Raw genomic sequence first — 24,247 nt, forward strand, 5'->3', positions numbered from 1 at the left:
CGTCTAACTACCGCATCCCAAGTCAGAGGTCTGCTGGTGTGGCAACTACGCAGGTAAGTGACAGGGCTGTTGCGGGCGGCCGGTGTGCTGGCGGGGGGCGCCGAGGTGGTCCCGGAGGGCGGAGGTCAGGTGCTGGATCTCGGTGTGGGTGTTGTAGTAGTGGACGGATGCCCGCAGTGTCTCTTCCAGCTTGCGGTCTTCCATGTCCACGCAGGCCGTATTCGACCTCGACACCCACAGGTTGATGCCGGACCGGCGCATCGCCTGTCGGATTTCCTCGGGCTCGTGGCCGTCGATGGTGAACCCGACGATGCCGGCCAGGTCCCCTTCGTCGTCCACCCGCTCGAGCAGTTCGACGCCGGGGATGGCGTGCAGTTCCCGGCGCAGTGTCCGGCCGAGTGAGGCGATACGCGCCCAGCTCGTCTCGATCCCGGTCTCCAGTGCGTAGGTGAGGGCGGCGCCGAGGCCGAGGCGGGCCACGGCGTTCACTTCCCAGGTCTCGAACCGCTTGGCGCCCGGGGCGATCGTGTAGTGGCTGCCTCCGAGCCAGCGCGCGCCGTCCAGGCCGACCATCAGCGGATCGATGTTCTCGGCGGCTCGGGGGTTCATGTACAGCAGGCCGGTGCCGCGCGGGCCTCGCAGGTATTTGCGGCCGCAGGCGGAGAGGAAGTCACAGCCCACCTTCTTGACGTCGATGGGCAGGTGTCCGATCGACTGGCAGGCGTCCACCAGGTACAGCGCGCCGGTGGTCCGGACCGCGGCGCCGATTTCGGCGATCGGGTTGACGATGCCGGAGTGGCTGGGCACGTGCGTCATCACCACGGCCTTCACCCGGTCGTCCAGCATCGCGCGTAAGGCGGCCACGTCGACGCGGCCGAAGGCGTCGTTCGGCAGCACCTCGACGACGGCTCCGGCGCGGCGGGCTACGTGCAGCAGGGAGAGGTAGTTGCTGCCGTACTCGACGGAGGAGGCGAGTATGCGGTCCCCTGGCTGGAAGGGAATGGAGTAGAAGGCCAGGCTCCAGGCGCGGGTGGCGCTGTCGGTGATGGCGATGTCGTCCGGTTCGCAGCCCAGGATTTGCGCGGCGGCGGTGTAGGGCCGGTTCAGTGCCTCTTCCTGGATTTCTGCGGCCTCGTATCCGCCGCGCTGCGTCTCCAGTTCCAGGTGGGCCGTCATCGCGTGCACCACGGGGGTGGGCATGAGTGCGGCACCGGCGTTGTTGAGGTGAGTCACGCTTCCGGCCCCGGGCGTTTCCCTGCGCCGGAGCTCTACGTCCAGGTCTTCAGCTCCGATGGCTGTCACGGGGTCAGCTCCGGTTTTTCTGGCGTTGGGACACATACACAGATCCTTGGCACGGTTGGGGGTGGGAGGGATCGGTGGCGGGGGCGGCCAGCCGCAACGGGTCCGGTTATGGCCGGTCTCGCGGGAACTGCGGGGCCGAACGGGCGGGGCGGGCGGGGCGGGCGGGCTGAGCGGAGCGGGCTCGGCGGTGGCGTGCTGCCGCCGCATGCCGGTGCCGGACCTGGCGTGCGGCGGTCGGTGCGGCCCCGCCGGGTGTGCCTGGGCGAGCGCGGTGGGGCCGCCGTCGTCGGTGCCAGGGCCCTTCCGTGGTGCGAACGGTGGTCCGGCTGGGCGCTGCACGGGTCGGCACCGGTCCGGACGAGGTGGCCGGGTCGGCGCAGGCCGGGCGGAGTGGCCGGGTCGGCACCGGTCCGGACGGGCCTGGTCGGAGTGGCTGGGCCGGGTGGTGGCGACGCCCGGTGTGGTGGCGACGCCCGGTGTGGTGGGCGTCGCCATCGCGAGAAGCCGCCGCAGGGCTCCCCCGTCGGTGTCGGCGGTATCTGCGCGGGCCCCGCGGGTGTGGCGGGTGGGCGGGTGCAGGGCCGGGTGCCGGGTGCCGGGGCCGCTGGCCCGGCGTCCGTGGCCGGCGGTCGCCGGGAGCGGCGGTCTTGCGTGGTGGTGGCGTCCTCGCGTTCCGCGTGCGCCGTCTTGGTGCCGTCGGCGTCGGTGCCCAGGGGGTGACGGATGGGTGGCTCCCGGGCTCTGGTCAGTCCGTCAGGTGGCCGCTGACGATCTCGGCGACCTGGCGCAGCACGTGGGGGCTGCTGAGCATCTCCTCGTGTGCGCAGCCCAGTTCATGGCGGACGATCTCGCCGGCGACGTAGGGCTCCCAGGCCTGGCTGGAGGCTGCTTCGGCTACCGGGCTGGGGTCGGCGGCGAAGAGGTGCATGGTGCCGCTGTATTTCTCGGGCCGGTGCTCCCGCCATGCGCCGAGGTCGGTCAGCATGGTCTCCACGAAGGTCTCGGCCGCGCTCTTGCGTCCCCGCCAGGCGTAGTTGGTGGCCGCTTCGGCGAACTCGGCGACATCTTCGTACCGGATGGGATGCTGGTAGTCGGCGGGGTCCTTGCCGTTGATCCGCAGGATCAGCTCGATGAGGCCCTGCTCGTCCCGGTCCTCTTTCTCCGTGAGGTGGGGGTCGATGTTGAATATCCCCAGGAACTCGACCTCCTCACCGCGCTTTTGGAACTCGGTGGCCACCGCGTGGGCCAGGACGCCGCCGAAGGACCAGCCCAGGAGGCGGTACGGGCCGCGGGCCTGCACGCCGCTGATGCGGTCGGCGTAGTCGGCTGCCATGGCGGCGATGGTGTCGACGGGAGTGTCGAATTCCTGGAAGGTGTGCGACTGGAGGCCGTAGATCGGGTAGTCCAGGCTGAAGTGCTGGGCGAGGACGCCGTAGCACCAGGCCGTGCCGCCCAGGTGGCGCATGCAGAACAGGGGCCGTGCGGTGCCCTTGGTCATCAGCGGCAGCAGGACGTCGAAGGAGTCCTGTGGCTCCTCGCCGGTCAGCCGTCGGGACAGCTCGGCTGGTGTCGGGGTCTCCACCAGCATGCGGATGGACAGGTCCAGATCCATCTCCGAGCGCACCCGTGCCAGCAGGCGCGCGGCGAGGACCGAGGAGCCGCCGAGGTCGAAGAAACTCTCCCGCGGGCCCACTTGCTCGACTCCCAGGACCTCGGCGAAGAGCCGGCTGAGCATCAGCTCCGGCTGGGTGAGGTGGGTCTCGACCATGGCGGTCTGCTCGACCACGGGGGCCGGCAGGGCTTTACGGTCGATCTTCGCGTGAGGGGTGAGCGGGAACTCCTCCACCGCGACCACGGCGGAGGGCACCATGTACAGCGGGAGCGTGTCCGCGACGGAGGTCCGCAGCTGGGCGGTGTCGGGGACGCGGCCGGGCGCGGGGGTCACGTAGGCCACCAGGCGGCGGTCGCCGGGCCGGTCCTCGCGGACGGTGGCGACTGCCTGGCCGACATCCTCGGAGCGTTCCAGGGTGGCCTCGATCTCGCCGAGTTCGACCCGGAAGCCGTGCAGTTTGACCTGGTGGTCCGTGCGGCCGATGTACTGGATGGCGCCGTCCGGGCGCTGGCGTACCAGGTCGCCTGTGCGGTACATCAGGGCCGGACGGCCACTCTCGCCGCCGTTTTCAGTGGCGTTGTCGCGGCCACTGGCGCCGGTGCCGGTGCTGTCGCGGCCGCTCTGACCGGCGCTGTCCGCGGTGCCGGTGCCGTTGTGGAATGGGTCGGGCAGGAAGCGTTCGGCGGTCAGTTCGGGCCGGTTGAGGTAGCCGCGGGCGACACCGGCGCCGGCGATGAACAACTCGCCCTCGGTACCGGGCTCGACGGGCTCCAGGTCCTCGTCGAGGACGTACAGGCGGGTGTTGCGCAAGGGGTGGCCGACCACGGGCGCGTCCTCGGGCACGGTGACCGGATGCAGGGTGGACCACACGGTGGTCTCCGTGGGCGCGTATCCCTGGATCATCTCAGCTCCCAGGTCCAGCAGCGTCGCCGCCAGTTTCTCGGAGAACGCCTCGCCGCCGATGACGATACGCAGGCCGCTCAGCGCCTGGGGGCTGACCGTGGCCAGCATGTGCCAGTGAGTCGGGGTGGCCTGGGCCAGGCCGATCTTCCGGCGGATGATCAGGTCACCCAGCTCCCGCGGGTCCTGCGCGGTGGCCCGGGTGGCGATGACCGCGCAGGCACCGGTGTAGTACGGGAAGAACAGCTCGGGCACGGACATGTCGAAAGTGGCGGTGGTGACCGACAGCATGCGGTCACCAGGCCCCAGAGGCAGCCGCTCCCGCATCGCCTCCATCAGGTTGTGCAGAGCCCGTACCGGAATCTGGACGCCCTTGGGCGTTCCGGTGGAACCGGAGGTGTAGATGACGTAGGCGAGGTCCTCGGGGTCCGGCGGGGCGGTCCGCTCGGCGTTTGTGAGATGGCCGGCGGGCAGCGCGGCCAGCGTGCCGACGGTGGCGGGGTCGTCCAGCACGATGCGCGTAACGCCCAGCTCGGAGCGGTCGGCATCGATGTGTGAGGACGTCACCAGGACGGCAGGGGCGGCGTCGGCGACCTGGAAGGCCAGACGCTCATGGGGGTATTCCGCATCGAGCGCGAGGTAGGCACCGCCTGCCTTGAGTACCGCCAGCAGCGTCACCAGCAGGTCCGTGGAACGGGGCAGCATGACCGCGACGACGCTGTCGGGCCCCACCCCCCGGGCGACCAGGTGACGGGCGAGCCGGTTGGCCCGCTCATGCGCCTGGCCGAACGTCAGCTCCACACCCTCGCATTCCAGGGCAGGGCGGTCCCAGATGGCGTCGGCCCGCTCCTCCAGCGCCTTGACCAGCATCACATCTCCACAGGGGCTCGTACGGAATTGTCGTCTCGGTACCGGAATTGCAGTGCCGGACCGTCGCGGTGCCGGACCGTCCCGGTCCCGGACTGTCACGGTGCCGGACCTCTCGGTCCCAGGTCGCCTCGGTGCCGGATCCTCTCGGTCCCGGGGCGCCTCGGTCCCAGGTCGCCTCGGTGCCGGGTCCTCTCGGTCCCAGGTCGCCTCGGTGCCGGATCCTCTCGGTCCCGGGGGCGCCTCGGTCCCAGGTCGCCTCGGTGCCGGATCGTCACGGTGCCGGATCGTCACGGTGCCGGATCCTCTCGGTCCCGGGTCGTCGCGGCGCGGGGTCGTCTCGGTGCCGGGTCAGACGGCCGGTGTACGCATCCAGCGGTGCCAGAACGGGCGCCAGCCGTGGCGGTGCCAGAAGGGCACGGAGATCGGGTTGAACATCGCGTGGTAGCCGACCGCCGCGCCTATGCCCATGGCGTTCAGCTCCGCGTGCGCGTGGTTGGCCATCGAGGTACCAACCCCCAGACCCCGGTACTCCTCACGGACAGCCGTGCCGACCAGATGAGCGACCGGGGTAGTGGCGATCTTCGTCGACAGCCAGGCCTGCTGCGGCTCGGAAGGCTCCTGGCCCCGGTGCACCCCGACAATCTTGTCCTGGTACTCGGCGACCCAGACCAGCGGATCATCGAGCGCGAGCTGCTCGACGATCTCGGCGCGCAGCAGCGCCTCGGTGCTGGAGCGCTCGACGGCGCCGCTGATGGCGGCGTCGAACCGGGTCTCCACCATCTGCAGCTCACACACCTCCTCGGTGTCCTCAGCGGTGGCCCGGCGCACATGGACGTTGCCCGGCTCGGGCATCAGCGGGCTGCCCTTGAGCTGCCCGATCATCACGAACTCGGGGACGAAACCGAAAGAACGCAGGACCGCGGTCATGGCCACGTCCCGGCTGGGCCACTCGATCGCGGCCATGGAGTCCGCGCCAGGGCGCTCCGCATGGTCTGCCATGTGCTGGTTCCACCGGGTGAGCAGGGCGGCCATCTCCTCGGGCCCACAGACCCGGGGCTCCAACTCCCAGCGGTCCAGCGGGCCCAGCACCGCCTCCAGCGTGTCAGGGGCGACCCGGGTGTGGGTCAGCATCCCGTACGCGCCGTCGGCCTCCAGCACCTCCTGACCCTCGGCCGGCTCCGGCAGCGCAGCGGCCTCCGGAATCATCCGGTCCACCGGACGCAGCCGGTCACGATGAGCGGTCAGCACGGATTCCGCCGTCTGGTGCTGGGGCATAGTGTCCTATTCCTCGGCTTTCACATTCAGGTCCGGGAGCGAAATCGCCCGAGGGGGCGGGCATGCGCGTCGGACCAGTGGATACATTCGTCACGGCAGACAGCGGCGGCAGGTGGCGCCACGTCAAGCCGGCAGCGGGTGGCGCCGCGTCAGCGGTCGGTGACCTTCTCCAGCAGCGCGCGGGCCGCGAGCCGGTAACCCGTCGCACCCAGACCGAAAATCACCCCGGTGGCAAGCGGACCCGTCACCGACTCATGCCGGAACTGCTCCCGCGCCCAGACATTGGAAAGATGAACCTCGATCCACGGACGCGGATAGTTCGCCAGCGCGTCACGCAGCCCCCAGCCGGCCATCATCAGCGCAGCAGGGTTGATGATCGCGCCGACTGTGTCGTAATTACCCTGGAGAGTGCGGATCATCTCCGCCTCACCATCATGCTGAAACGCCTCCACATTCCAGCCACGGCCCGCGACTTCTTCCGCCACCCATTTCTCGATATCGGCGAGCGTATCCGTCCCATAGATTTCCGGCTGACGACTTCCGAGCATGCCAAGATTCGGCCCGTTCAACAACAAGAGCCTACTCAATACACACCTCGCCCAATACAGGACCACTGGAGAAGTGCCCTTTCTAGCACGAGCCACGCACACACCCACACCAATCACCGATATGGCTACCATCACAAGGGACACATAGGGGGATACCAAGGGGGAAAGACAAACCGTCAAGCGCCGGGATAGCGTGCGTAAACACGGCACCCCACCAACCAGCGGCCACCGCACAGCCCAACCCGGGCACCCCGGAAACGCGGCCGGACCATGCATCCGGAGTACCCGGTGCCCGGCCAGGACATCTGCGTCGCGCACAGCAACCACCGCCACGTGCCGTACCGCGTGCGGTGCGGGCCAAGCGAACGATACGGACTGCTGGGCTGCGCGTGGCCCCGAGGGAACCAAGAAACAACATGAGGCAGCAGGGTGCGAATGGGCTCCCCCCTCCAGGCATGGCCACAGCACGGCGACGCGGAACCCCATCCCACCGGCCCGGACCCCGGCACGGAAACAAGACCAACAGCAGCACGCAGACCGGGACGAACCCAGCGTCTACGGGGAGCAGTTACCCGACTGCCCGGGGAGGCGGACCGCGCCGACCGCAGCGAACGGCACCACGTGCTCGGACTCGCCCTGGAGGTGGAGGGGCGTGGAGGTGGAGGGGCGTGGATGCCGGCTGTAGCAGCGAGGTAGTCGTCCCCGCTCCCGGCCTTACCTCCCCCAGGCCGCCCGGCACCTCGGCACCAGCGTGCCAGGCGGTAGGCGGTACCGGTGGAGACTGGCCCAGACACCTACCACACCAGCCCCGACCCAGACACAGAGGTGGCCATCACTCCCAAAACACGCCCCAACACAACCGGTCCACACGAGTCGGGCCACTCAGGTCCGTCAACTCGCCGGCACTACGCCCTCGACAAGGTCATCGCCCACTCCGGAGCACCACTGCCCCATAACACCACCCAACACCCCGCCACCACCCGGAACGGGCACACACAGCGGACTCGACACGGCCCACCACCGCAAGCTGCCTGCCGTCGAATGCGGGACCAGGCGCCACCACGCCGTCGCCACGAGGTACGACGAGCTTGATGCCCGCCACAACGCGACCGCGCTGGTCACACTCCTCAACGTACGGCTGTGACCAGCCGCTTCGCAGTGCCTCAACAGGCCCTACCCGACCCACCCGGCATCGAAAGCCTGAGCTACAGCAAGGCTGTCTTCGTAAACATGATGCCGAGTGACCAGGCCATCCTTGACCGTGAGGTGCAAAGCGAACCGAGCGCGATAAGCACACCCGGCAGAGCGGGCAGTTTGGCGGATCTCGCCCAACACGACCGCGTCGTTACCGTCGATGAGGATGCGCTCGATCTCGATAGCCGCCTGCCCAGGCACATGGTGCTCAGCGAGCTCAGGGTAGTGGTCGGCGGCATCGGCGCGGGTGGAGCGGTACCGGATCCACGGGGTTGCGGAACGACCGTGCTCGGCCTCCGGCCAGTCCAGCTTCCAGTCGCCCCGGGCGGCATACAGCTCCGCGATGCGTCCGGGGTCGCCCCCGCCGATCCGGCGCAGCAACTCCTCCACCACGGCCCGGGTGGTCGCAGATGTGGCTGACGACAAGCTGGATCACTCCGATCCGGAACCTGCACGCTACTGACGCGGAGAAATCACCATTCTCACCAGCGCCCGATAGCCCTGCCATGACCTCCCAGGTAATCGCAGGACCGCATCACGATCCACTCCTGCCACACGCTCTGGTCGGCCAGCTTGCCGCGTTGAGCCTCCTGGGCCAGTTCGGAATTTCGGTCGCACGGCGGGCGGCCTCAGGACGGCATCCGGTTCGCGCGGCTCGGCCTCACGGACTCAGAGGTCCGCTGTGGGCCGCAGGCGTGGCCATGATGCGGGAACGTCAAGCAACGGTGGTCCGGGGCTCGTCCCACCCTGTGGGCGTGCCCGGGCTACGGTCCGCCGATCGAGCGCGGCGAAGGCGAGCGTGGACGCCGCTGTGGCCAGGCGCTGTCGGTGGCTGCCGGCATAGTGCCGGTCATGCTGCAGGTATGTCTGAATGGGGCGCGTACCCGCGCGGAATGCCGGTCTCTGCCCGTGTCACCCAGCGAGCTTGCCGCGGAAGCCGCACGGGCTGTGGCCGCTGGCGCCGAAGACATCCATCTTCACCCCAAGGATGAGGGGGGGACGTGACTCGCTTAAGGCGCAGGTGGTCGCGCAGGCGGTCACCGCGGTGCGCCACGCGGTCCCGCGGGGTGTGCAGATCGGGGTCACGACCGGAGCGTGGGCCGTCCCGGACGTCGAGCAGCGCGCGGCGCTGGTGCGTTCCTGGAGTGTGCTGCCCGACCACGCCTCGGTGAACTGGCACGAGGAGGGCGCCGAGCAGGTGGCCCAAGCGCTGCTCGATCGCGGAGTCGGAGTCGAGGCAGGCATCTATTCGGGCGCGGACGTGGCACGCCGCTTCTGTGCCTCGCCGCTTTCCGGCCGGGTTCTGCGGGTACTCGCAGAGGTCACCGACACCCATCCCCTTACGGTCGCGGAGACTGCTGTCGCGTTCCTGGAGGAACTGGGCTCTGCGCGGCCGACTCCGGTGCTGCTGCACGGAGAAGAGAGCGGCGCCTGGCCGGTACTGCGGGTGGCGGCCCGCCTGAGCCTGGACACGAGGACCGGCCTGGAGGATACCCTGACGCTGCCCGACGGCGCGGTCGCGACGGACAACGCCGCACTTGTACATGCGGCACGGACAATCATGACCACCAGGGGGAAGCAGCACAGACGATCATGATGCCTCAGGGGAAATAGCCCTGTGCCAGCGTCCTGCCACCTGCGCCACCCGACGCGACCGCGCCCACGGCCGACCGGCTCATCCCACCTGTCCTCCGGCGACTCTTTTTCGCTCTTGCTCCGGCAAAGGGCAGGCACCGCGCACACCGGCGGGGTGACTCTGTACACGTTCAGCGGCTCTGGCCCACTTCATGTGGTCACGTACACAGGGCGACTGCTGATCTTCGCCTCATCGTGGTTTCAGTGGCCGCAGGCAGTCCGTACACGCACGCATGACCGGCCGGCCGCGCCTGAAGCCAGCTCCACTCCCCAGGCCCCCTGGAATCGATCGCCTAAGGGTTGTCCCGTAACTGATCTTTGGCAGCACGAGAGTGGCTGGCCGGGATCGCATCCCAGATCCCCCTTTATTTTTGGGGAGGCACCGGCCTCGGTTCACCCCTGGGACCGCACGACACAGCAGCGGACAGCAGGGGTCCTCCTCCCGGCAACGTGCGGACCTACCCACCCAGGCAGATGAGCAGGACCCCTGTTATCGTGCGCCGATGTCAACAATCAAACAGTTCCAAGTGACCTTCGACTGCGCGGAACCTGCGCGCCTCGCCGCTTTCTGGTGCGAGGTGCTGGGGTACGTCGTACCGACGGTCCCGGAGGGCTTTGCCACGTGGGAGGAGTACCACCGCTCGCTGCCGCCTGAGGATGAGATCTACTTCGCGTGCACTGATCCCTCCGGTGTGGGTCCACGCCTGCTCTTCCAGCGAGTTCCCGAAGGCAAGGTCGTCAAGAACCGGGTGCATCTGTGTGTGCGGGCCGGCGCCGGGCTCGTGGGTGAGGAGCGCCTGGCCACACTCGAGGCCGAATGCGCACGGCTGATGGCTCTCGGCGCGAAACACGTGCTGACGCAGCGCGCCGATGGCGTCAACGAGTCGTGCATCACGATGCAGGACATCGAGGGCAACGAGTTCTGCCTCGCCTGAATCTCCTCCAAGACTGCGAGGTGGGGAGCCGTCTCCCGTGGACCTCTCAGGTCCCGCATGCGGCAGGAGCTATCCCGTGAGAGCACGGTTGTGTAGGCGGGCGATGCCGAGCATGGCGTGATGGACGCCGTCGCCGCGCAGGCGGCAGTCGCGGAGGATCTTCCACGTCTTCATGCGGGCGAAGCAGTGCTCGACGCGGGCGCGGACTTGCTTGTGCGATGTGTTGTGGGCCTGCTTCCAGTCGGGCAGCTCCTCGCCCGGGCGGCGGCGGTGCGGCACCGCCAGGCCGGTGACCGGGTAGCCGCCGTCGGCAATCGTGGTGGTGTTGCCGACGGCGGCCTTGGCGCCGGACTCGGCCCAGCCCCGGCTGTTGTGCCGGTTGCCCGGCGGCGGTCGGCCAACCGCGACGACCAGGCGGCTGTCGGCGTCGATGACGACCTGGTGGTTGGTGGAGTAGCGGTAGTTCTTGGACTGTTCGGCCACCTTATGGTCGCGGGTGGGCACCAGAGTGCCGTCCACGATGAGCACGGCGTCCTTGGCGAACCGCTGGCGGGGCCAGAGCGCCAGGAGCGGTCCGAGGTGGTCGATGACCCGGTCGGCGGCGGACTCCGTCACCCCGGACAGCGGGGTTAGGTGCCGCATCGTCAGGTTGGTCCGCCAGTACGCGGCGACCAAGAGGACCCGGTCCTCCAGCGACAGCTTCCACGGCCGGCCATCAGGGGCGTCGACACCCTCGCGGCGCAGCTGCGTCGCCAACTGGCCGAAGGCACGCGGGCTCAACCCGGTGAACGGGACTATCCAAGACGACTCAGACGCCGTGATCACACCAGCCACAGCCAAGATCATCCCACAGCAAGATCACTTACGGGACGGCCCTTAGGCTGGCGCGGTGACTGATGAGCAGGAGCGGGTGCGGCCGTCGGGAGTGCGGGCCACGGCCGTGGGGGTGGCCAGGGTGCGGGCGCTGGAGACCGAGCGGGAGAACGCGCTGTTCCGCGACCCGCTGGCACAGGCCTTCGCCGCCGCCGGCGGCCTGTGGCCCTCCTCGCCGCCGCTGCCCGATGACGAGGCCGCGCGACGCCGCCGGTCGGCCGTGTCGTTCTCCATCGTCATCAGGACAAAATTCCTCGACGGCCTGTTGCGGCAGGCCTCCGCGTCCGGGGTCCGGCAGGTCGTGCTGCTCGGCGCCGGCATGGACAGCCGGGCCTTCCGGATGGACTGGCCCGAAGGCACCCGGCTGTTCGAGGTCGACACCGCCGCCCCACTGGACTTCAAAGCTTCCGTGCTGCGCCGGGAGCGGGCCGTCGCACGCTGCGAGCGGATCACCGTCGCGGTGGATCTGCGTGAGGACTGGCCGGGCGCGCTGGCCGCCGCAGGACACGACCCGGCCGCGCCGACCGCGTGGATCGCCGAAGGACTGCTGATCTATCTGCCCGAGGACGCGGTGGAACTGCTGCTGGCCCGGATCAGCACCCAATCGGCAGCGGGCAGCCGGATGGGGCTGACGCTGGGCTCACGCGGCGTGATCGAGCGCTTCGGCGCGGACGCCGCGCCGGGATCAGCAGCATCCCTGTGGGTCTCGGAGATGCCCCACGACCCGGTCGGCTGGCTGGCCGGCCACGGCTGGGAAGCCGACACCCACACCCTGCGCGAGCGCGCCGCCGCCTACGGCCGCCCGATCAACACCCCGCCCCAGCGTGAGGAACGGCCCGGCGGACTGATCTCGGCGATCCGCCGCCTCCCGGCTCCCTGAAAGATCCATTCCAAGAGGGCCTGGTGGAGCTAGCTTCTTGCGCGGCCAGCCATTCATGCGCGCAGGGCGTGTCAGTGGAATCGGTCGAGGTGATCGACACGGTCGTCCGGGCCGAGGCCCCTACGATCGCAGGGCGGGCGACCTGTCCGGGGGGCGGGTGCTGGTCGGGACGAATACACGGCTCCTGCCTGCGATTTCCCCGTGATCCGCCGACGACGGGCAAGTTCGTCGTGGTGTCGTTGCGGGTGCGGGGCGGTACCCGCAACCCAGATGCGCACCGGTGGAGAACCACAGCAGGATGGGTGGATGGAGCAACCTCTCGTCATTCCTGAACTCGCCGCTGGTGGCGGATTCACACTTCGGCCCTGGCGCCTCTCAGACCTTCCGCTTGTCCGTGAGGCAGCGGAAGACGACTACATCCCGCTGATCACAACGGTGCCGTCCCCCTACACCGAACCGGAAGGCGTCGCGTTCATCGAACGGCAGTGGGGCCGGGCGACCACCAGGGCTGGGTACACCTTCGTCATCGCGGCCCCTGACGACCGGCCGGTCGGCCAGGTGGGGCTGTGGCTGAGGGACCTCGAACAGGGCCGTGCGTCGCTGGGCTACTGGGTTGTCAAGTCGGCCCGCGGCCAGGGCGCCGCCGCGGCTGCCGTCCAGGCAGTGGTCGGCTGGGCCTTGCGCGACCTGCGGATTCCCCGACTCGAACTGTGGATCGAGCCGTGGAACACGGCCTCCGTGCGCACCGCCGAGCATGCCGGGTTCCGGCGCGAAGGGCTGCTGCGGAAGTGGCAGCAGATAGGGGACGAACACCGGGACATGTTCATGTACTCACTGTTGATCGACAAGCCGTGATACCGCCGGGGCATCGGGGCAGGCCGCCACGGGCTGGCCAGCCGGCAGGAATCCGCGCCGCTCTCGGGGTGGCCTTCCGCGCCCACGAGAACATCCTCCGCGACGAGATAGCCGTGGCTACACTCGCCACCGCCCTGTTTCACAACGAGTGTGAGAGTGATCGCCTGGCCGAGTTACCGCGGGCCCGCCGCCTGCGCCCGGTAACGGCCCGGCGTAATGCCGAACTCCCTTTCGAAAGCGTGTGAGAGTGCGTACGGACTGCCGTAGCCGACCCGGTCGGCGACCGTGGCCAGGAAGGCCGGAGTGTCCCGGAGCAAAGTGGCCGCACGGACCAGGCGCCACCACGTGAGATAGGCCATCGGAGGGCGGCCGACCAGGGTAGTGAAACGGCGTGCCAGAGTCGGGCGGGACACGCCCGCCTCGGCAGCCAGGCGGTCATTGCTCCACGGAGCGGCGGGATCCGCGTGCACCGACCGCAGGGCGGCGGCCGTCACCGGGTCGCCCAGTGCGCGGGGCCAGACACCCAAAGCGGCCTCGGCCACCCAGGAACGGATGATGTAGACGAGGAGCAGGCCGAGCAGGCCCGGGAGCGCGACACAAGAACCGGGTCGCGCCTCGTCCACCTCACCAGCGAGCAGATCGATCACCGCCCGCAGTTCCAGGTGGCTGCCCACCCGGCCGGCCAGGTGGACCACTTCGGGCAGCTCCGTCATGAGCGGGTGCAGGCGGGCGCAGTCGAGCCAGTACCTGCCACAGAGCAACCCCGTCCCGTCGCGGTCGGGCCGGGCCCGTGACCCCGCTTCCGCGAGCCATTGCCCGAACGGCACCGCCTTCTCCTCGGCGACCGCCGAATCGAGCGGGGAATCGGCGATCACACGGCCTGCGCCATGCGGCAGCAGCACCGCATCACCCACACCGAGAAACACCGGGGCGCCGCCGTCGGGCAGCAGCCAGCAGCCGCCCTTCACAACGACATAGAAGCCCGCGCCGCCGTACGGGTCAAGGCGCGCACACCAGCTCCCGCCTCCCCGCACCCGGTGCGAGGAAAGGGTACCCGAGATGTACAGCGGAGATCGCATCGCCCACCACATCCATCCGCACAGAATACCGCCACGCATGAAGCATGAGACAGATACGTAATTCCATCAGCTGGACACACATTGAGACAATTACTCGACCCCCCTTAAAGTCAAGCACACAACCAACGAAAGCACGATACTGGGAGATGTCGAAGTCATCCCCGCCACCGAATGACAAAGACCATTCGCGCCCGCTTCCGGCATCCTTCCGGATACCCCCGCCGGGGTGTGGCAGGACAACGCGGACTGGCTGGCACCGGACCACTGGGAACCGGACAGCGACCGGGCAGTGCTCGCGCTGCAGACATGGGTACTGCACAGCGGCGGGCGGACACGGCCGGCCAGCCCGTCCCCATACCCGACCGGAAGGCCTTGCCCCGCGGTATCGCGTGAGGCAGGCTCGGGCCTATCCGGCGTTCGCGCAGCCGGGAGGGAAAATGTCTGTTCGCAGGCCTTCACGCACTGCCACTCCCCCAGATTCCGGCACCCTCCGCCGGGTGACGCTCGCCGCCTCGGTCGGGGTTTTCGTAGAACTCTACGACTACGGCATCTACGGCTTTCTGGCCGGAACCCTGACCTCGGTGTTCTTTCCTCGGGCGAGCGGTCACGCGGCGCTGATGCTGAGTTTCCTGGTCTTCGGGATCCCCTTCTTCGTCCGTCCGCTGGGCGGCGTCGTCTGCGGTTATTTCGCCGACAAAGTGGGGCGGCAGCGGATGCTGGTCTTCGTCATCCTCCTGATGAGCGTCGCGACCGCCGCCATCGGCGTGCTGCCCGGCTATGCCGCTTTCGGTATCGCCGCTCCGATCCTGCTGATGCTGCTGCGATTCACCCAGGGGTTCTCCCTCGGCGGGGAAGTGGCGGGCGCCATGAGCTTTCTCGCCGAGTACTCCCCCGGAGGGCGCCGGGGCAGGATCACCAGCTACGCCCAGCTCGCGTCCTTCGCCGCGCTGCTCACCGGCACCCTGCTGGCCACCGTCCTGAACGCGGGCCTGAGCGACGGGGCCATGCAGTCCTGGGGCTGGCGGATCGCCTTCCTCATCGCCTTCCCCATGGGCCTCATCGGCATCTACATTCGCAAGCGGGTCGGTGAGACCCCGCGGTTCGAAGGCCTCAAGGAGCGGGACCGGCTCTCCGCCAGCCCTGTGCGGGAGGCGCTGTCGTCCCCCGAACACCGCAGGGCGATTCTGCTCATCCTGCCCATCACACTGCTCAACAGCTCCGGCTACTACGTGCTCTTCGTATACATGCCGACGTATCTTTCCGCGGAACTGCGATTCACTACCCTGCGGGGACTGCTCGTAACGGCCTGCACCCTGGTCGCGATCAGCATCGCCATTCCGTTCGCCGGGCGGCTCTCGGACCGTCTGGGCCGTCGCCCTGTCGTCGCGGGAGCCGCACTGCTCATGGCGGTTATGGGAATTCCCTGCTACCTCCTGCTCAGCCAGGGATCGGTGCCACTCGCCATCGCGGGCGGAGTCCTCCTGGCGATCCTCTTCGCGGGCTACACCGGTGTCATCCATATCCTGCTCGTCGAGCTGTTCCCCACCCGCGTCCGTGTTTCCGCCTACGCCTTCGGATACAACATCGCCACCGCTTTGTTCGGCGGCTCCGCGCCTTTCCTGATGACCTGGCTCATCGGGCTGAGCGGAAACACCCAGCTCCCGAGCTACTACGTCGTCGCCACCGCCCTCGGATCATTCGTCGCCGTACTGACCATCCGGGAGAGCGCCCATCTCCCGCTGCCCGACGAATGAGCTCGGCCAGGAAATGATCTAAGCTCGGAAGAGAACACAGAGGGTATTGCCTCATGCCATTCTCCGACTACCGGGCCGCGCTGGTGACCGGCGCCTCCGCGGGCATCGGCGCCGCCATCGCCGAGCGCCTCGCGCAGCGGGGCCTCAGGGTCCACGCGCTGGCCCGGGACGCCGGGCGGCTGGAGGATCTCGCTCGGCGTACGGGCTGTGTGCCGCACGCCGTGGACGTCGCCGACACCGAAGCCCTCCGCGACGCCGTATCCGGGTTCAAGATCGACATTCTGGTCAACAACGCCGGAGTCGGCCACACCGGCACCATCCTCACCGCGGACGAGTCCGCCGTGGAGGAGCAGCTCGCCGTCAATCTGCGGGCCGTGCTCCACCTCGTACGGCTGGTCATGCCCGGCATGGTGGAGCGCGACCTGGGCCATGTCGTCAACATCGGCTCGATCGCCGGGGTGTACAACTTCCCCGGCAACACGGTGTACCACGCCACCAAGGCCGCTGTGCACACCCTCTCCCGCCAGCTCCGGATCGACGCCCGCGGCCGCCGGGTCCGGGTCACCGAGATCTGCCCAGGCCGGGTGGAGACCGAGATCTTCGGCCGGCTGATGGGCGACCGGGAGGGGGCTCAGCGCATCTACTACGACGGCTACGAGACGCTGCGTCCGGCGGACATCGCCGATGCCGTCGAGTATGCCATCGGCGCGCCGCGCCACGTCAACATCGGGCACATCGAGATCGTGCCGACGTTCCAGGTGCCCGGGGGCCTCAGCTTCGATCGGCGCCTGGACGGCTGAGGCCGCGCGGGCGACCGGTCAGCCGACCGGGAGGGTTTGCTCCGCCCAGATGATCTTGCCGGTGGGCGTCTGCCGGGTGCCCCAGCGGCGGCTGAGCTGGGCGACGAGCAGCAGCCCCCGCCCGCCCTCGTCGAACATCCGGGCCCGGCGCATATGCGGGGCGGTGGTACTGGTGTCGGAGACCTCGCAGATGAGGGCGCGATCGCGGATCAGCCGCAGCTGGACGGGGCCCTGGCCATGCAGGATGGCGTTGGTGAACAGCTCGCTGACGATCATCTCCGTCGTGAACGAGAGCTCGCCGAGCCCCCAGGCCGCCAGCTGGGCGGTCGCCCGCTCGCGGGCCTCGGCGACCAGGGCGGGCTCGGCCGGCAGATCCCAGGTGGTGACCTGTTCGGCGTCCGGGGCGCGGGCCCGGGCGACGAGCAGGGCGACATCGTCGGCCGGACGGCCGGAGAGCAGGGCCCGCAGCACGGTGTCGCAGGTGGCTTCCAGCGACGGGGACGGTTCGGCCAGGACCTCGCGCAGTCTGTCCATACCCGAGCCGATGTCGCGGTCGCGGGATTCGACCAGGCCGTCGGTGTAGAGGACGAGCAGGGTGTCTTCCTCCATCGCGGTCTCGGCGGACTCGTAGGGCAGGTCCCCCAGGCCCAGCGGTGGGCCCGCGGGCACGTCGCAGAATTCCACCGTGCCGTCGGGGGTGACCAGGGCGGGCGGCGGATGGCCGGCGCGGGCCGCGCAGCACAGCCGGGAGACCGGGTCGTAGACCACGTACAGGCAGCTGGCTCCGATCACGTCGTAGTCGACCTGCCCGGTGTTCTCGGAGGCGAGGCGCACCACCACGTCATCGAGGTGGGTGAGCAGCTCGTCCGGGGGAAGGTCGATGTCCGCGAGGGTACGGACGGCGGTGCGCAGCCGGCCCATGGTGGCGGAGGCGTGGATGCCGTGGCCGACGACATCGCCTACGACCAGCGCGACCCGGGCGCCGGAGAGCGGGATGACGTCGAACCAGTCGCCGCCCACGCCGTAGCGGGAGTCGGCGGGCAGATAGCGGGTGGCGAGCTCGACGGCTGTCTGCTCGGGCGGCCCCTGCGGGAGCAGGCTGCGCTGGAGGGCGACGGCGGTGTCGCGCTCACGTGTGTAGCGGCGGGCGTTGTCGATGCAGACGGCCGCTCGGGCCGCCAGCTGCTCGGCGAGGATCAGATCGTCCTCGGTGAAGGTGTCCGGGTGCAGGCGGCGGGAGAAGAGCGCCGCGCCGAGGGTATTACCGCGGGCGACCAGAGGTGCCGCCACGAGCGACTGGACCCCGAAGTCGGTGCGCTTGGCGTTCCGCTTGGGGTCCCGGTCCATCCACCGGAAGTAGTCGGTGTCCCAGGGCCCGGTCAGCACCGCCCGGCCGGAGGCCAGGCAACGGGCGGGTGGCGAGAACTCGGGGTAGATGTCCGTCTCACCGATGCCCACGGCGGCCTCGGGGGTGTCCTCCGCGTGGGCGGACGCGTGGGCGACGCGGCGCAGCCGGACATCGCCGGAGACCGGGCCCGGGGTCGGCTCGTCGCCGTGCAGCACAGAGTCCAGCAGGTCGACGCTGATGAAGTCGGCGAAGCGCGGCAGCGGCATGCTCGCGAGTTCCTGGGCGGTGCGGGTGACGTCCAGGGTGGTGCCGATCTGGATGCTGGCCTCGTTCAGCAGGGCGAGGCGCTCGCGTGTCCGGTACAGCTCGCTGATGTCGAGCCCGGCGGCGGCGACCGCGCACACCCGGCCGGTCTCGTCCTTGAGAGGCGAGAGGGAAACGGCCCAGGCCTGGTCCCGGATCTGGCCCGCCGCGCGGGTGAGCGTCTGGGCGTGCTCCGCCTCCCCCGTGCGTATCGCTTTCCGCATGGCCGTCGCGACCTGCTCGTTCACGGGGTTTCCGGCCAGGAAGCCGGATCGCTGCCCGCGCATCTCGTCCTCGGAGAGGCCGACGACCTGGCACATTCGCGCGTTGGCGCGCAGCAGTCGCAGTTCCGTGTCGTGGATCGCCATCGGCCAGGCGCCCTGGGTGAACGAGCGCTCCGTCGCCGCGTAGCCCTGGTGCGCGCCCGCTGGTGCCGCCATGGCCGCCAGCAGCCACTGGGCGCTGGCGTCGCTGTCGTCGCTGTCTTGCAGGGGGCAGGCCAGCAGCTCCACCACGAGCGGGCCGCCGTCCCGGTGCCGCGCCGCTACCTCGCCGATCCACGGCGCCCGGCCCGCCAGCGACCGCCGGACGGTATCCGGCAGGGATGCCTGGCCGTCCCAGAGCAGGTCCTCGGCCGCCCGTCCCACCACGTCCGCTGGCGAGTAGCCCAGCAGCCACTCGGCGCCCGCGCTCCACCGCAGGACGACTCCCCGCGCGTCGAGAACCATCGTGGCCCACCGCGCGGTGCGAACAACCCCCTCCGGCGCCCCATGGGAAGTCGCGTCCCGAGCGTCATTCATCCTGATCCATCCGATGCGTTCCGATCAGCCGAATGGGCCGTTCCACGTGGCTTGCGCCCAGAGTACATCTATACCTACATCCGACTTTTATTCATGTGGATGCGCGTATAGGGACAAGCTGGTCAGCCGAGTACCGGTCGCGGTGGATGGCCCGGGTCGCGCCGCTGGATAGGGTCGGGGCGTGGACCGCAAGAGCAGACTGCCGGACGACATGTTCGCCGGGGAAGCCCGGGGCGAACTGTCGCCCCGGACGGCTCGGGCGCTGTGGTGGGGGTCGGCCGGCCTGGTGCTGGGCGTCACCGGTACTTCGGTTCTCGTCGCGGGCTCGGAGCACGGACGACGGCTGCCCTTGGCCGTGGTCCTGGTCCTCGCTCAGGTCTGCGTCCTGAGGTGGCAGGTGCGCGCCCCGGTCGCCGTACTGGCGGCGCACGCGGCGACGGGACTCGCGGTATGGGCGCTGCTGCCCGCGGTGACTTTGACAGGGACGCTGCTGGCGGCCCAGGTCACGTTGTGCGTGTTGTCAGCCACCAGGCCGCGGCGGGTGTCGGTGCGGGCGCTCGCTGCGATGTGCTTGCCCGGGCCGCTGGCGTTCGGCGCGGGCGGGCCTGCGGGCCTGACGGTCTATCTGCTCGCGGTGGTCCTGGCATGGACCGCGGGTCAGTGGCGCAGGGCGCAGCAGGCGCGGGCGGGGGCGGAGATGCGGCGGGCTGTGGTGGAGGAGCGGGCGCGGATCGCGCGCGAGGTGCACGATGTCGTGGCGCACACCCTGTCGGTGGTGGTCATTCAGGCGGGTGCCGCCGATGACGCGTTCACTGAACGGCCCGAACAGGCCCGTCAGGCGCTGCGGGCCATCGAGACGGGCGCCCGCTCGGCGCTCGGTGAACTGCGTCTGCTGCTGCGCGCGTTCCGGCTCGATGGGGAGGAGGACGAGGGGGACGGGGACGGGGAGCAGCGGGAGCCGGGGCCCTCGCTCGCGCGGCTGGACGAGCTGGCGGATGTGGTGCGCGCGACCGGGACGGCCGTGCGGGTGCACCGTGAGGGCGTGATGGACGGGCTGCCTGCGGCGGTGGATCTGGCGGCGTACCGGATCGTCCAGGAGGCCCTCACCAACGCGCTGCGGCATGCGGTCGGTGCCGACGAGGTGAGCGTGCGTGTGACGGCCGAAGGGGAGTGCGTGAAGGTCGTGGTGGTCGACAACGGGCTTGTTTCGCAGGGACGTTCGGCTGCGGCGGGAGCGGGGCGCGGTCTTGTGGGGATGCGGGAGCGCGCACGGCTCGTGGGCGGCAGCCTGCGCGCCGGTCCGCTGCCGGGAGGCGGGTTCGAGGTGGCGGCGCGGTTGCCGGTGGAGGCCGCGTCATGATGCTGCGCGTGGTGGTGGCCGACGATCAGGCCCTGGTCCGTACCGGATTCCGCATGATCATCGATTCCAGGGACGACCTCGAGGTGGTCGGTGAGGCGTCCGACGGCCGGGAGGCGGTGCGGCTGACGCGGGAGTTGGCGCCGGACGTGGTGCTGATGGACGTACGCATGCCCGTCGTGGACGGCATCGAGGCGACCCGGCAGATCGCGGAGTGCGGCAGTCCGGCCCGGGTGCTCGTGCTGACCACTTGGGATGTGGACGCGCATGTTGTGGCCGCCCTGCGCGCGGGGGCGAGCGGCTTCCTGCTGAAGGACATCCGCCCGGCGGAGCTCGTCGACGCGATCCGGTTCACCGCGCGTGGTGACGCGCTGCTGGCGCCGACCGTGATGCGCCGTGTCCTGGACCGGTTCCTGCGTACCACGTCCGTCCCGGCGCCGCCGCCCTCGCTGCGGGACCTCTCGGGCCGTGAGCGGGAGGTGCTGACTCTGATCGGGCAGGCGTTGTCGAACGCGGAGATCGCCGAGCGGCTGGGTCTGTCGGAGGCGACCGTCAAGAACCATGTCACCTCGGTGCTGCGCAAGCTGGGGCTGCGTGACCGCGTGCAGGCCGTCGTCGCCGCTTATGACCACGGTCTCGTGCGGCCGCGCCGCCCCTGACCGCACCGGCCTCCTCCTTGAGGAGGAGGCCGGGCCGCGGTCCTCCTGTGTTCCCAGTGCCGGTCCGTTCCCGCGGCCGATCCGTGGCCGGGGTACCCGGCCATAGCGTCGGAGGGTGATCGACGACCTGGTATGCCTCATGTATCTGCTCGCCCACGACGACGCGGCCGAAGGCCCTTACGACCGTTCCCGGACGGAGCTGCTGGTCCGCGCCGCCGCCCTCGTCGACCTCGCGTCGCGCGGTCGGCTGGGAGAGGACGGCGGCACGGTGACCGTGTCCGGTACGGAGCCGACCGGCGACCCTGTCCTGGACGGCGTGCTGCGCGACGCCACCGCCGGGCACGGCTGGAAGCACCTCGTGCGCCGCCACCGGAAGCGGACCCTGATGGAGGTGGAGGACCGGCTCATCGCGGCGGGGCTCCTCGCCGTGAAGGCGCCCCGGACCCGCTTCGGCACCCGGCGGCTGACCGTGACGGACCGCGCTGTACCCGCCGCACTCCGCGCCCGCGTGTCCGCGGCGCTGCACGGGGACGGGCCCGTGCGGGAGATCCCCGCAGCCGACGCCGTGCTGCTGGCGCTGGCCGCGGCGGGTGGCATCCGCTCGGTTCTGTCACGGCAGGACCAGAAGACCTTCCGGGTCCGTATCGACGCCTGCGCGGGGCGTCTCGCCGCCCTCGCGCCCGGGTTGGAGAAGGCCGTACGCGCTCTGCCGGTGACCATGGTCGCCGCGCAGGGCGGCATGGGCGGCAGCTGACCGGATGGGGAGTTGATGAGCATGCACCGCTTCCTGACCGCCCTGGGCTGCGCCGTGACCGCCGTGCTTGTCACGGCCTGGTCCGCGGCGCCGCCGACAGAGCCCGCCAGGACCGCCGCCGCCACGGTGGTGCGCACCCATGACGGCCTCGTACGGGGCGCCGCCCACGACAGCTACCGCACCTTCGAGGGCCTCCCCTACGCGGCGCCCCCGGTGGGCAGGCTGCGCTGGGCGCCGCCCCACCGCGCGGCGCCCTGGTCCGGGGTGCGGGATGCGATCCGGCCCGCGAGCGCCTGCCCGCAGCCGGCCGGTGAGGTGCCCGGCGGCAGCACCGACGAGGACTGTCTCCACCTGAACGTCACGACGCCCGACGGCGCGGGACCGGCGCGCCCGCGGCCGGTGATCGTGTGGCTGCACGGGGGCGGCTTCACCACCGGTGCGGGCAGCTCGTACGACGCCCATCGCATGGCCACCCGCGGTGACGTCGTGGTCGTCACCGTCAACTACCGCCTCGGGGCGCTCGGTTTCGTCGCGCACAGCGGGCTGCCCGGATCCGGCACGTTCGGTCTGGCGGACCAGCAGGCGGCGCTGCGCTGGGTCCGCGCCGAGGTCGGTGCCTTCGGCGGCGACACGCGCAACGTGACGCTGGCCGGCGAGTCAGCGGGCGGCTACAGCGTCTGCGCCCAGCTCGCCTCACCCGCCGCCGCGGGGCTCTTCGAACGGGCGATCATCGAGAGCGGCCCGTGCACGGGCCGCCCCGACCGGCCGTTCGCCCCGTCCTCCGTCCCCTTGTCCGCGGCGCGCGCGACGGGCGCGGACCTCGCCGCGAAGGCCGGCTGCGGCTCCGCCCGCGATGTCCTGGCCTGTCTGCGGCGGGTGAACGTCTCCCGTCTGCTCGCGGCCCAGGACACCGATCAACAGCCAGCTCACGCCACCCCGTTGCTGCCGAGCGATCCCGCGGCGGCGATCGCCGCGGGCCGCTTCCACCGCGTCCCCGTACTCATCGGGGACAACCACGACGAGGGGAACGGCTGGGCCGCCGGGATCATCCAGGCGGGCCATCCCGTCACTCCCGACACCTGGCCCGATGTCGTGGCCTCCTTCTTCGACTCCCCGGGACAGGCGAAGGCCATCGTCCGCGAGTACCCGGTGTACGGCGCGGACGGTGGCCCGGTGTTCGGCGCGGTCATCGGCGACGCGAACTTCGCCTGCCCGACGGCACGCGCCGTCGGCCTGCTCGCCGCCCATGTGCCCGTATGGCGCTACGAGTTCGCCGACGAACACGCACCGCCGCTCACCTCGGGCACGCCGCCGTTCCCGCTCGGCGCGCCGCACGCGAGCGAACTGCCCTACCTGTTCGACCTGGGCGGCCGCCCCCGTGATCTGACCGCGGCGCAGCACCGGCTGGCCGATGCCATGATCGACTACTGGACGCGCTTCGCCCGTACCGCAAACCCGAACGGCCCGTCGTCGCCGCGCTGGCCCCGGCAGACGGTGCTGTCCCTGGCGCCGGACCACATCGTCCCCACCCGCACGGCACGGCTGCGCCACCACTGCGCGTTCTGGGACGCCGTCGGGTGACCGGTGCGATCAGCGCGGGTCGCGATGCTGTGCCGTTTACTGGGCCGCGCGGTCCGGTTGGGGGCTTTGAGCTGTGCGGCCAGCATGGCGGCCAGGGCGAGGACGAAGCCCAGCGTCTGCGGCAGGTTCAGCGACTCCCCCAGCGCGATGCCGATGACGGTCGCGACCAGCGGAGACAGCACCACCAGCGGTGCGGACGCGCCGACCGGCAGCTTTCCGATCCCGCGGAACCACAGCGTGTACGCGATCAGCCCGCCCATGCTGCCGAGCCACAGGTAGCCGCCGACGGCTCCGGCATCGATGCGCTGTGGCGCGCCTTCGATCGCGACGGTGAGCGGGAGCAGCAGCAGGCCACCGGCCGTCAGTTGCCAGCCGGCCACAGTGTCAGTGGCCCGACGCCGGTCGGGCGGCCCCAGCGTCTGGTGAGGACGATCCCGCCCGCCATGGCGGCCGTATGGACGAGGCCGGCGAGCACTCCGACGGTGTCCAGCCGGGCCCCGGGTCCGAGCACGACGAGTCCGACGCCGGTCACGCCGAGCACGCCCCAGGTCAGGCGCCAGGCCGTCGGCCGGTCGTGGAGCACCGCTGCGGCCAGGCCGGCGACCAGCAGCGGCTGAGCGGCGCTGAGGGTGGCGGCGACACCGCCGGGGAGTCGTTCGGCCGCCAGGTACAGCAGGGGAAGCCCGCCGATGTTGAGTACGCCGAGGATGGCGGCCTTCCACCACCAGTTCCCGCGCGGGAGCACCCGGGTGATCGCCAGTGCGAGCAGCCCGGCGAACAACGGATGCCCGGGCGGGAGCAGTTCCGTCGTCACGACATAGGTGGTGCCCCAGGAGGCGGGGGCGAGCGCGGTCAGCGCGACTGTTGCCGCCCGCTGAGCGGATGAGGGCAGCAGCGGGCCCGGTGACCGTTCGGTCGAGGTGTCCAAGTGAG

16 protein-coding genes and 3 pseudogenes are annotated in these 24,247 nt (G+C 70.3%); 10 read left to right on the forward strand and 9 right to left on the reverse strand.

Annotated features, from left to right (window positions below; all coding sequences use genetic code 11):
* Positions 1-45: 45 nt before the first annotated feature.
* The 5 genes from ACH4TL_RS35165 to ACH4TL_RS35185 all read right to left on the reverse strand — a co-directional run bounded on the left by ACH4TL_RS35165 (position 46) and on the right by ACH4TL_RS35185 (position 8,127).
* Positions 46-1,338, reverse strand: a complete 1,293-nt coding sequence (locus ACH4TL_RS35165) for an aminotransferase class V-fold PLP-dependent enzyme (RefSeq protein ID WP_398324543.1) — start codon at positions 1,336-1,338, stop codon at positions 46-48.
* 709 nt (positions 1,339-2,047) lie between these two features.
* On the reverse strand, positions 2,048-4,684 hold the full coding sequence (locus ACH4TL_RS35170) for an amino acid adenylation domain-containing protein (RefSeq protein ID WP_398324546.1): 2,637 nt from the start codon (positions 4,682-4,684) through the stop codon (positions 2,048-2,050).
* A gap of 348 nt (positions 4,685-5,032) precedes the next feature.
* Entirely contained in the window at positions 5,033-5,959 is a 927-nt protein-coding gene (locus ACH4TL_RS35175; RefSeq protein ID WP_398324549.1) for a GNAT family N-acetyltransferase, read from the reverse strand.
* Positions 5,960-6,108: 149 nt separating this feature from the next.
* Positions 6,109-6,546 carry a type II 3-dehydroquinate dehydratase gene (locus tag ACH4TL_RS35180; RefSeq protein ID WP_398324552.1) on the reverse strand — a complete coding sequence of 146 codons (438 nt, stop codon included), beginning with the start codon at positions 6,544-6,546 and terminating at the stop codon, positions 6,109-6,111.
* A 1,134-nt stretch (positions 6,547-7,680) separates the two neighbouring features.
* Positions 7,681-8,127 carry a nuclear transport factor 2 family protein gene (locus tag ACH4TL_RS35185; RefSeq protein ID WP_398324554.1) on the reverse strand — a complete coding sequence of 149 codons (447 nt, stop codon included), beginning with the start codon at positions 8,125-8,127 and terminating at the stop codon, positions 7,681-7,683.
* A 426-nt stretch (positions 8,128-8,553) separates the two neighbouring features.
* Here ACH4TL_RS35185 and ACH4TL_RS35190 point away from each other — a divergent pair.
* Both ACH4TL_RS35190 and ACH4TL_RS35195 read left to right on the forward strand, forming a co-directional pair.
* Positions 8,554-9,298 (forward strand): annotated as a pseudogene (locus ACH4TL_RS35190) (3-keto-5-aminohexanoate cleavage protein).
* A gap of 541 nt (positions 9,299-9,839) precedes the next feature.
* Positions 9,840-10,271: a VOC family protein gene (locus tag ACH4TL_RS35195; RefSeq protein WP_398324557.1), complete on the forward strand. Its 432-nt coding sequence runs from the start codon at positions 9,840-9,842 to the stop codon at positions 10,269-10,271.
* A 69-nt stretch (positions 10,272-10,340) separates the two neighbouring features.
* Here ACH4TL_RS35195 and ACH4TL_RS35200 read toward each other — a convergent pair whose 3' ends face one another.
* Entirely contained in the window at positions 10,341-11,105 is a 765-nt protein-coding gene (locus tag ACH4TL_RS35200) for a transposase (RefSeq protein ID WP_398324560.1), read from the reverse strand.
* A 91-nt stretch (positions 11,106-11,196) separates the two neighbouring features.
* Here ACH4TL_RS35200 and ACH4TL_RS35205 point away from each other — a divergent pair, with 91 nt between their 5' ends.
* Both ACH4TL_RS35205 and ACH4TL_RS35210 read left to right on the forward strand, forming a co-directional pair.
* A complete protein-coding gene (locus ACH4TL_RS35205; RefSeq protein WP_398324979.1) occupies positions 11,197-12,024 on the forward strand; it encodes a class I SAM-dependent methyltransferase in 828 nt (275 codons plus the stop codon).
* 306 nt (positions 12,025-12,330) lie between these two features.
* Positions 12,331-12,879, forward strand: coding sequence for a GNAT family N-acetyltransferase (locus tag ACH4TL_RS35210; RefSeq protein WP_398324563.1), 549 nt, complete (start codon positions 12,331-12,333; stop codon positions 12,877-12,879).
* Positions 12,880-13,052: 173 nt separating this feature from the next.
* Here the strand turns inward: ACH4TL_RS35210 and ACH4TL_RS35215 are convergent.
* Positions 13,053-13,974, reverse strand: a pseudogene (locus ACH4TL_RS35215) (AraC family transcriptional regulator).
* A 481-nt stretch (positions 13,975-14,455) separates the two neighbouring features.
* Between ACH4TL_RS35215 and ACH4TL_RS35220 the strand changes: the two are divergent.
* Both ACH4TL_RS35220 and ACH4TL_RS35225 read left to right on the forward strand, forming a co-directional pair.
* A complete protein-coding gene (locus tag ACH4TL_RS35220) occupies positions 14,456-15,712 on the forward strand; it encodes an MFS transporter (RefSeq protein ID WP_398324566.1) in 1,257 nt (418 codons plus the stop codon).
* A 53-nt stretch (positions 15,713-15,765) separates the two neighbouring features.
* Complete coding sequence (locus ACH4TL_RS35225; RefSeq protein WP_398324569.1) at positions 15,766-16,512, forward strand: SDR family oxidoreductase; 747 nt, start codon at positions 15,766-15,768, stop codon at positions 16,510-16,512.
* An 18-nt stretch (positions 16,513-16,530) separates the two neighbouring features.
* On the opposite strand, the gene ACH4TL_RS35230 is transcribed toward ACH4TL_RS35225, so the two are convergent.
* Positions 16,531-18,963, reverse strand: coding sequence for a SpoIIE family protein phosphatase (locus ACH4TL_RS35230; RefSeq protein WP_398324572.1), 2,433 nt, complete (start codon positions 18,961-18,963; stop codon positions 16,531-16,533).
* Between the two features lie 211 nt (positions 18,964-19,174).
* On the opposite strand from ACH4TL_RS35230, the gene ACH4TL_RS35235 reads away from it, so the two are divergent.
* From ACH4TL_RS35235 to ACH4TL_RS35250, 4 genes are all read left to right on the forward strand, one after another.
* The gene (locus ACH4TL_RS35235) at positions 19,175-20,323 is read left to right on the forward strand and encodes a sensor histidine kinase (RefSeq protein ID WP_398324982.1); all 1,149 of its coding nucleotides are present in this window, start codon (positions 19,175-19,177) and stop codon (positions 20,321-20,323) included.
* Entirely contained in the window at positions 20,320-20,979 is a 660-nt protein-coding gene (locus ACH4TL_RS35240; protein WP_398324575.1) for a response regulator, read from the forward strand. Before ACH4TL_RS35235 ends, ACH4TL_RS35240 begins: the two co-directional genes overlap by 4 nt.
* A 115-nt stretch (positions 20,980-21,094) precedes the next feature.
* Entirely contained in the window at positions 21,095-21,733 is a 639-nt protein-coding gene (locus ACH4TL_RS35245) for a GPP34 family phosphoprotein (protein ID WP_398324578.1), read from the forward strand.
* Between the two features lie 15 nt (positions 21,734-21,748).
* Positions 21,749-23,314, forward strand: coding sequence for a carboxylesterase/lipase family protein (locus tag ACH4TL_RS35250; RefSeq protein WP_398324581.1), 1,566 nt, complete (start codon positions 21,749-21,751; stop codon positions 23,312-23,314).
* Between the two features lie 56 nt (positions 23,315-23,370).
* Here the strand turns inward: ACH4TL_RS35250 and ACH4TL_RS35255 are convergent.
* Positions 23,371-24,242 (reverse strand): annotated as a pseudogene (locus ACH4TL_RS35255) (EamA family transporter); the annotation flags it as partial.
* Positions 24,243-24,247 lie beyond the last annotated feature (5 nt).

The organism is Streptomyces sp. NPDC021115 (genome assembly GCF_044333065.1).
Classification (GTDB): domain Bacteria; phylum Actinomycetota; class Actinomycetes; order Streptomycetales; family Streptomycetaceae; genus Streptomyces.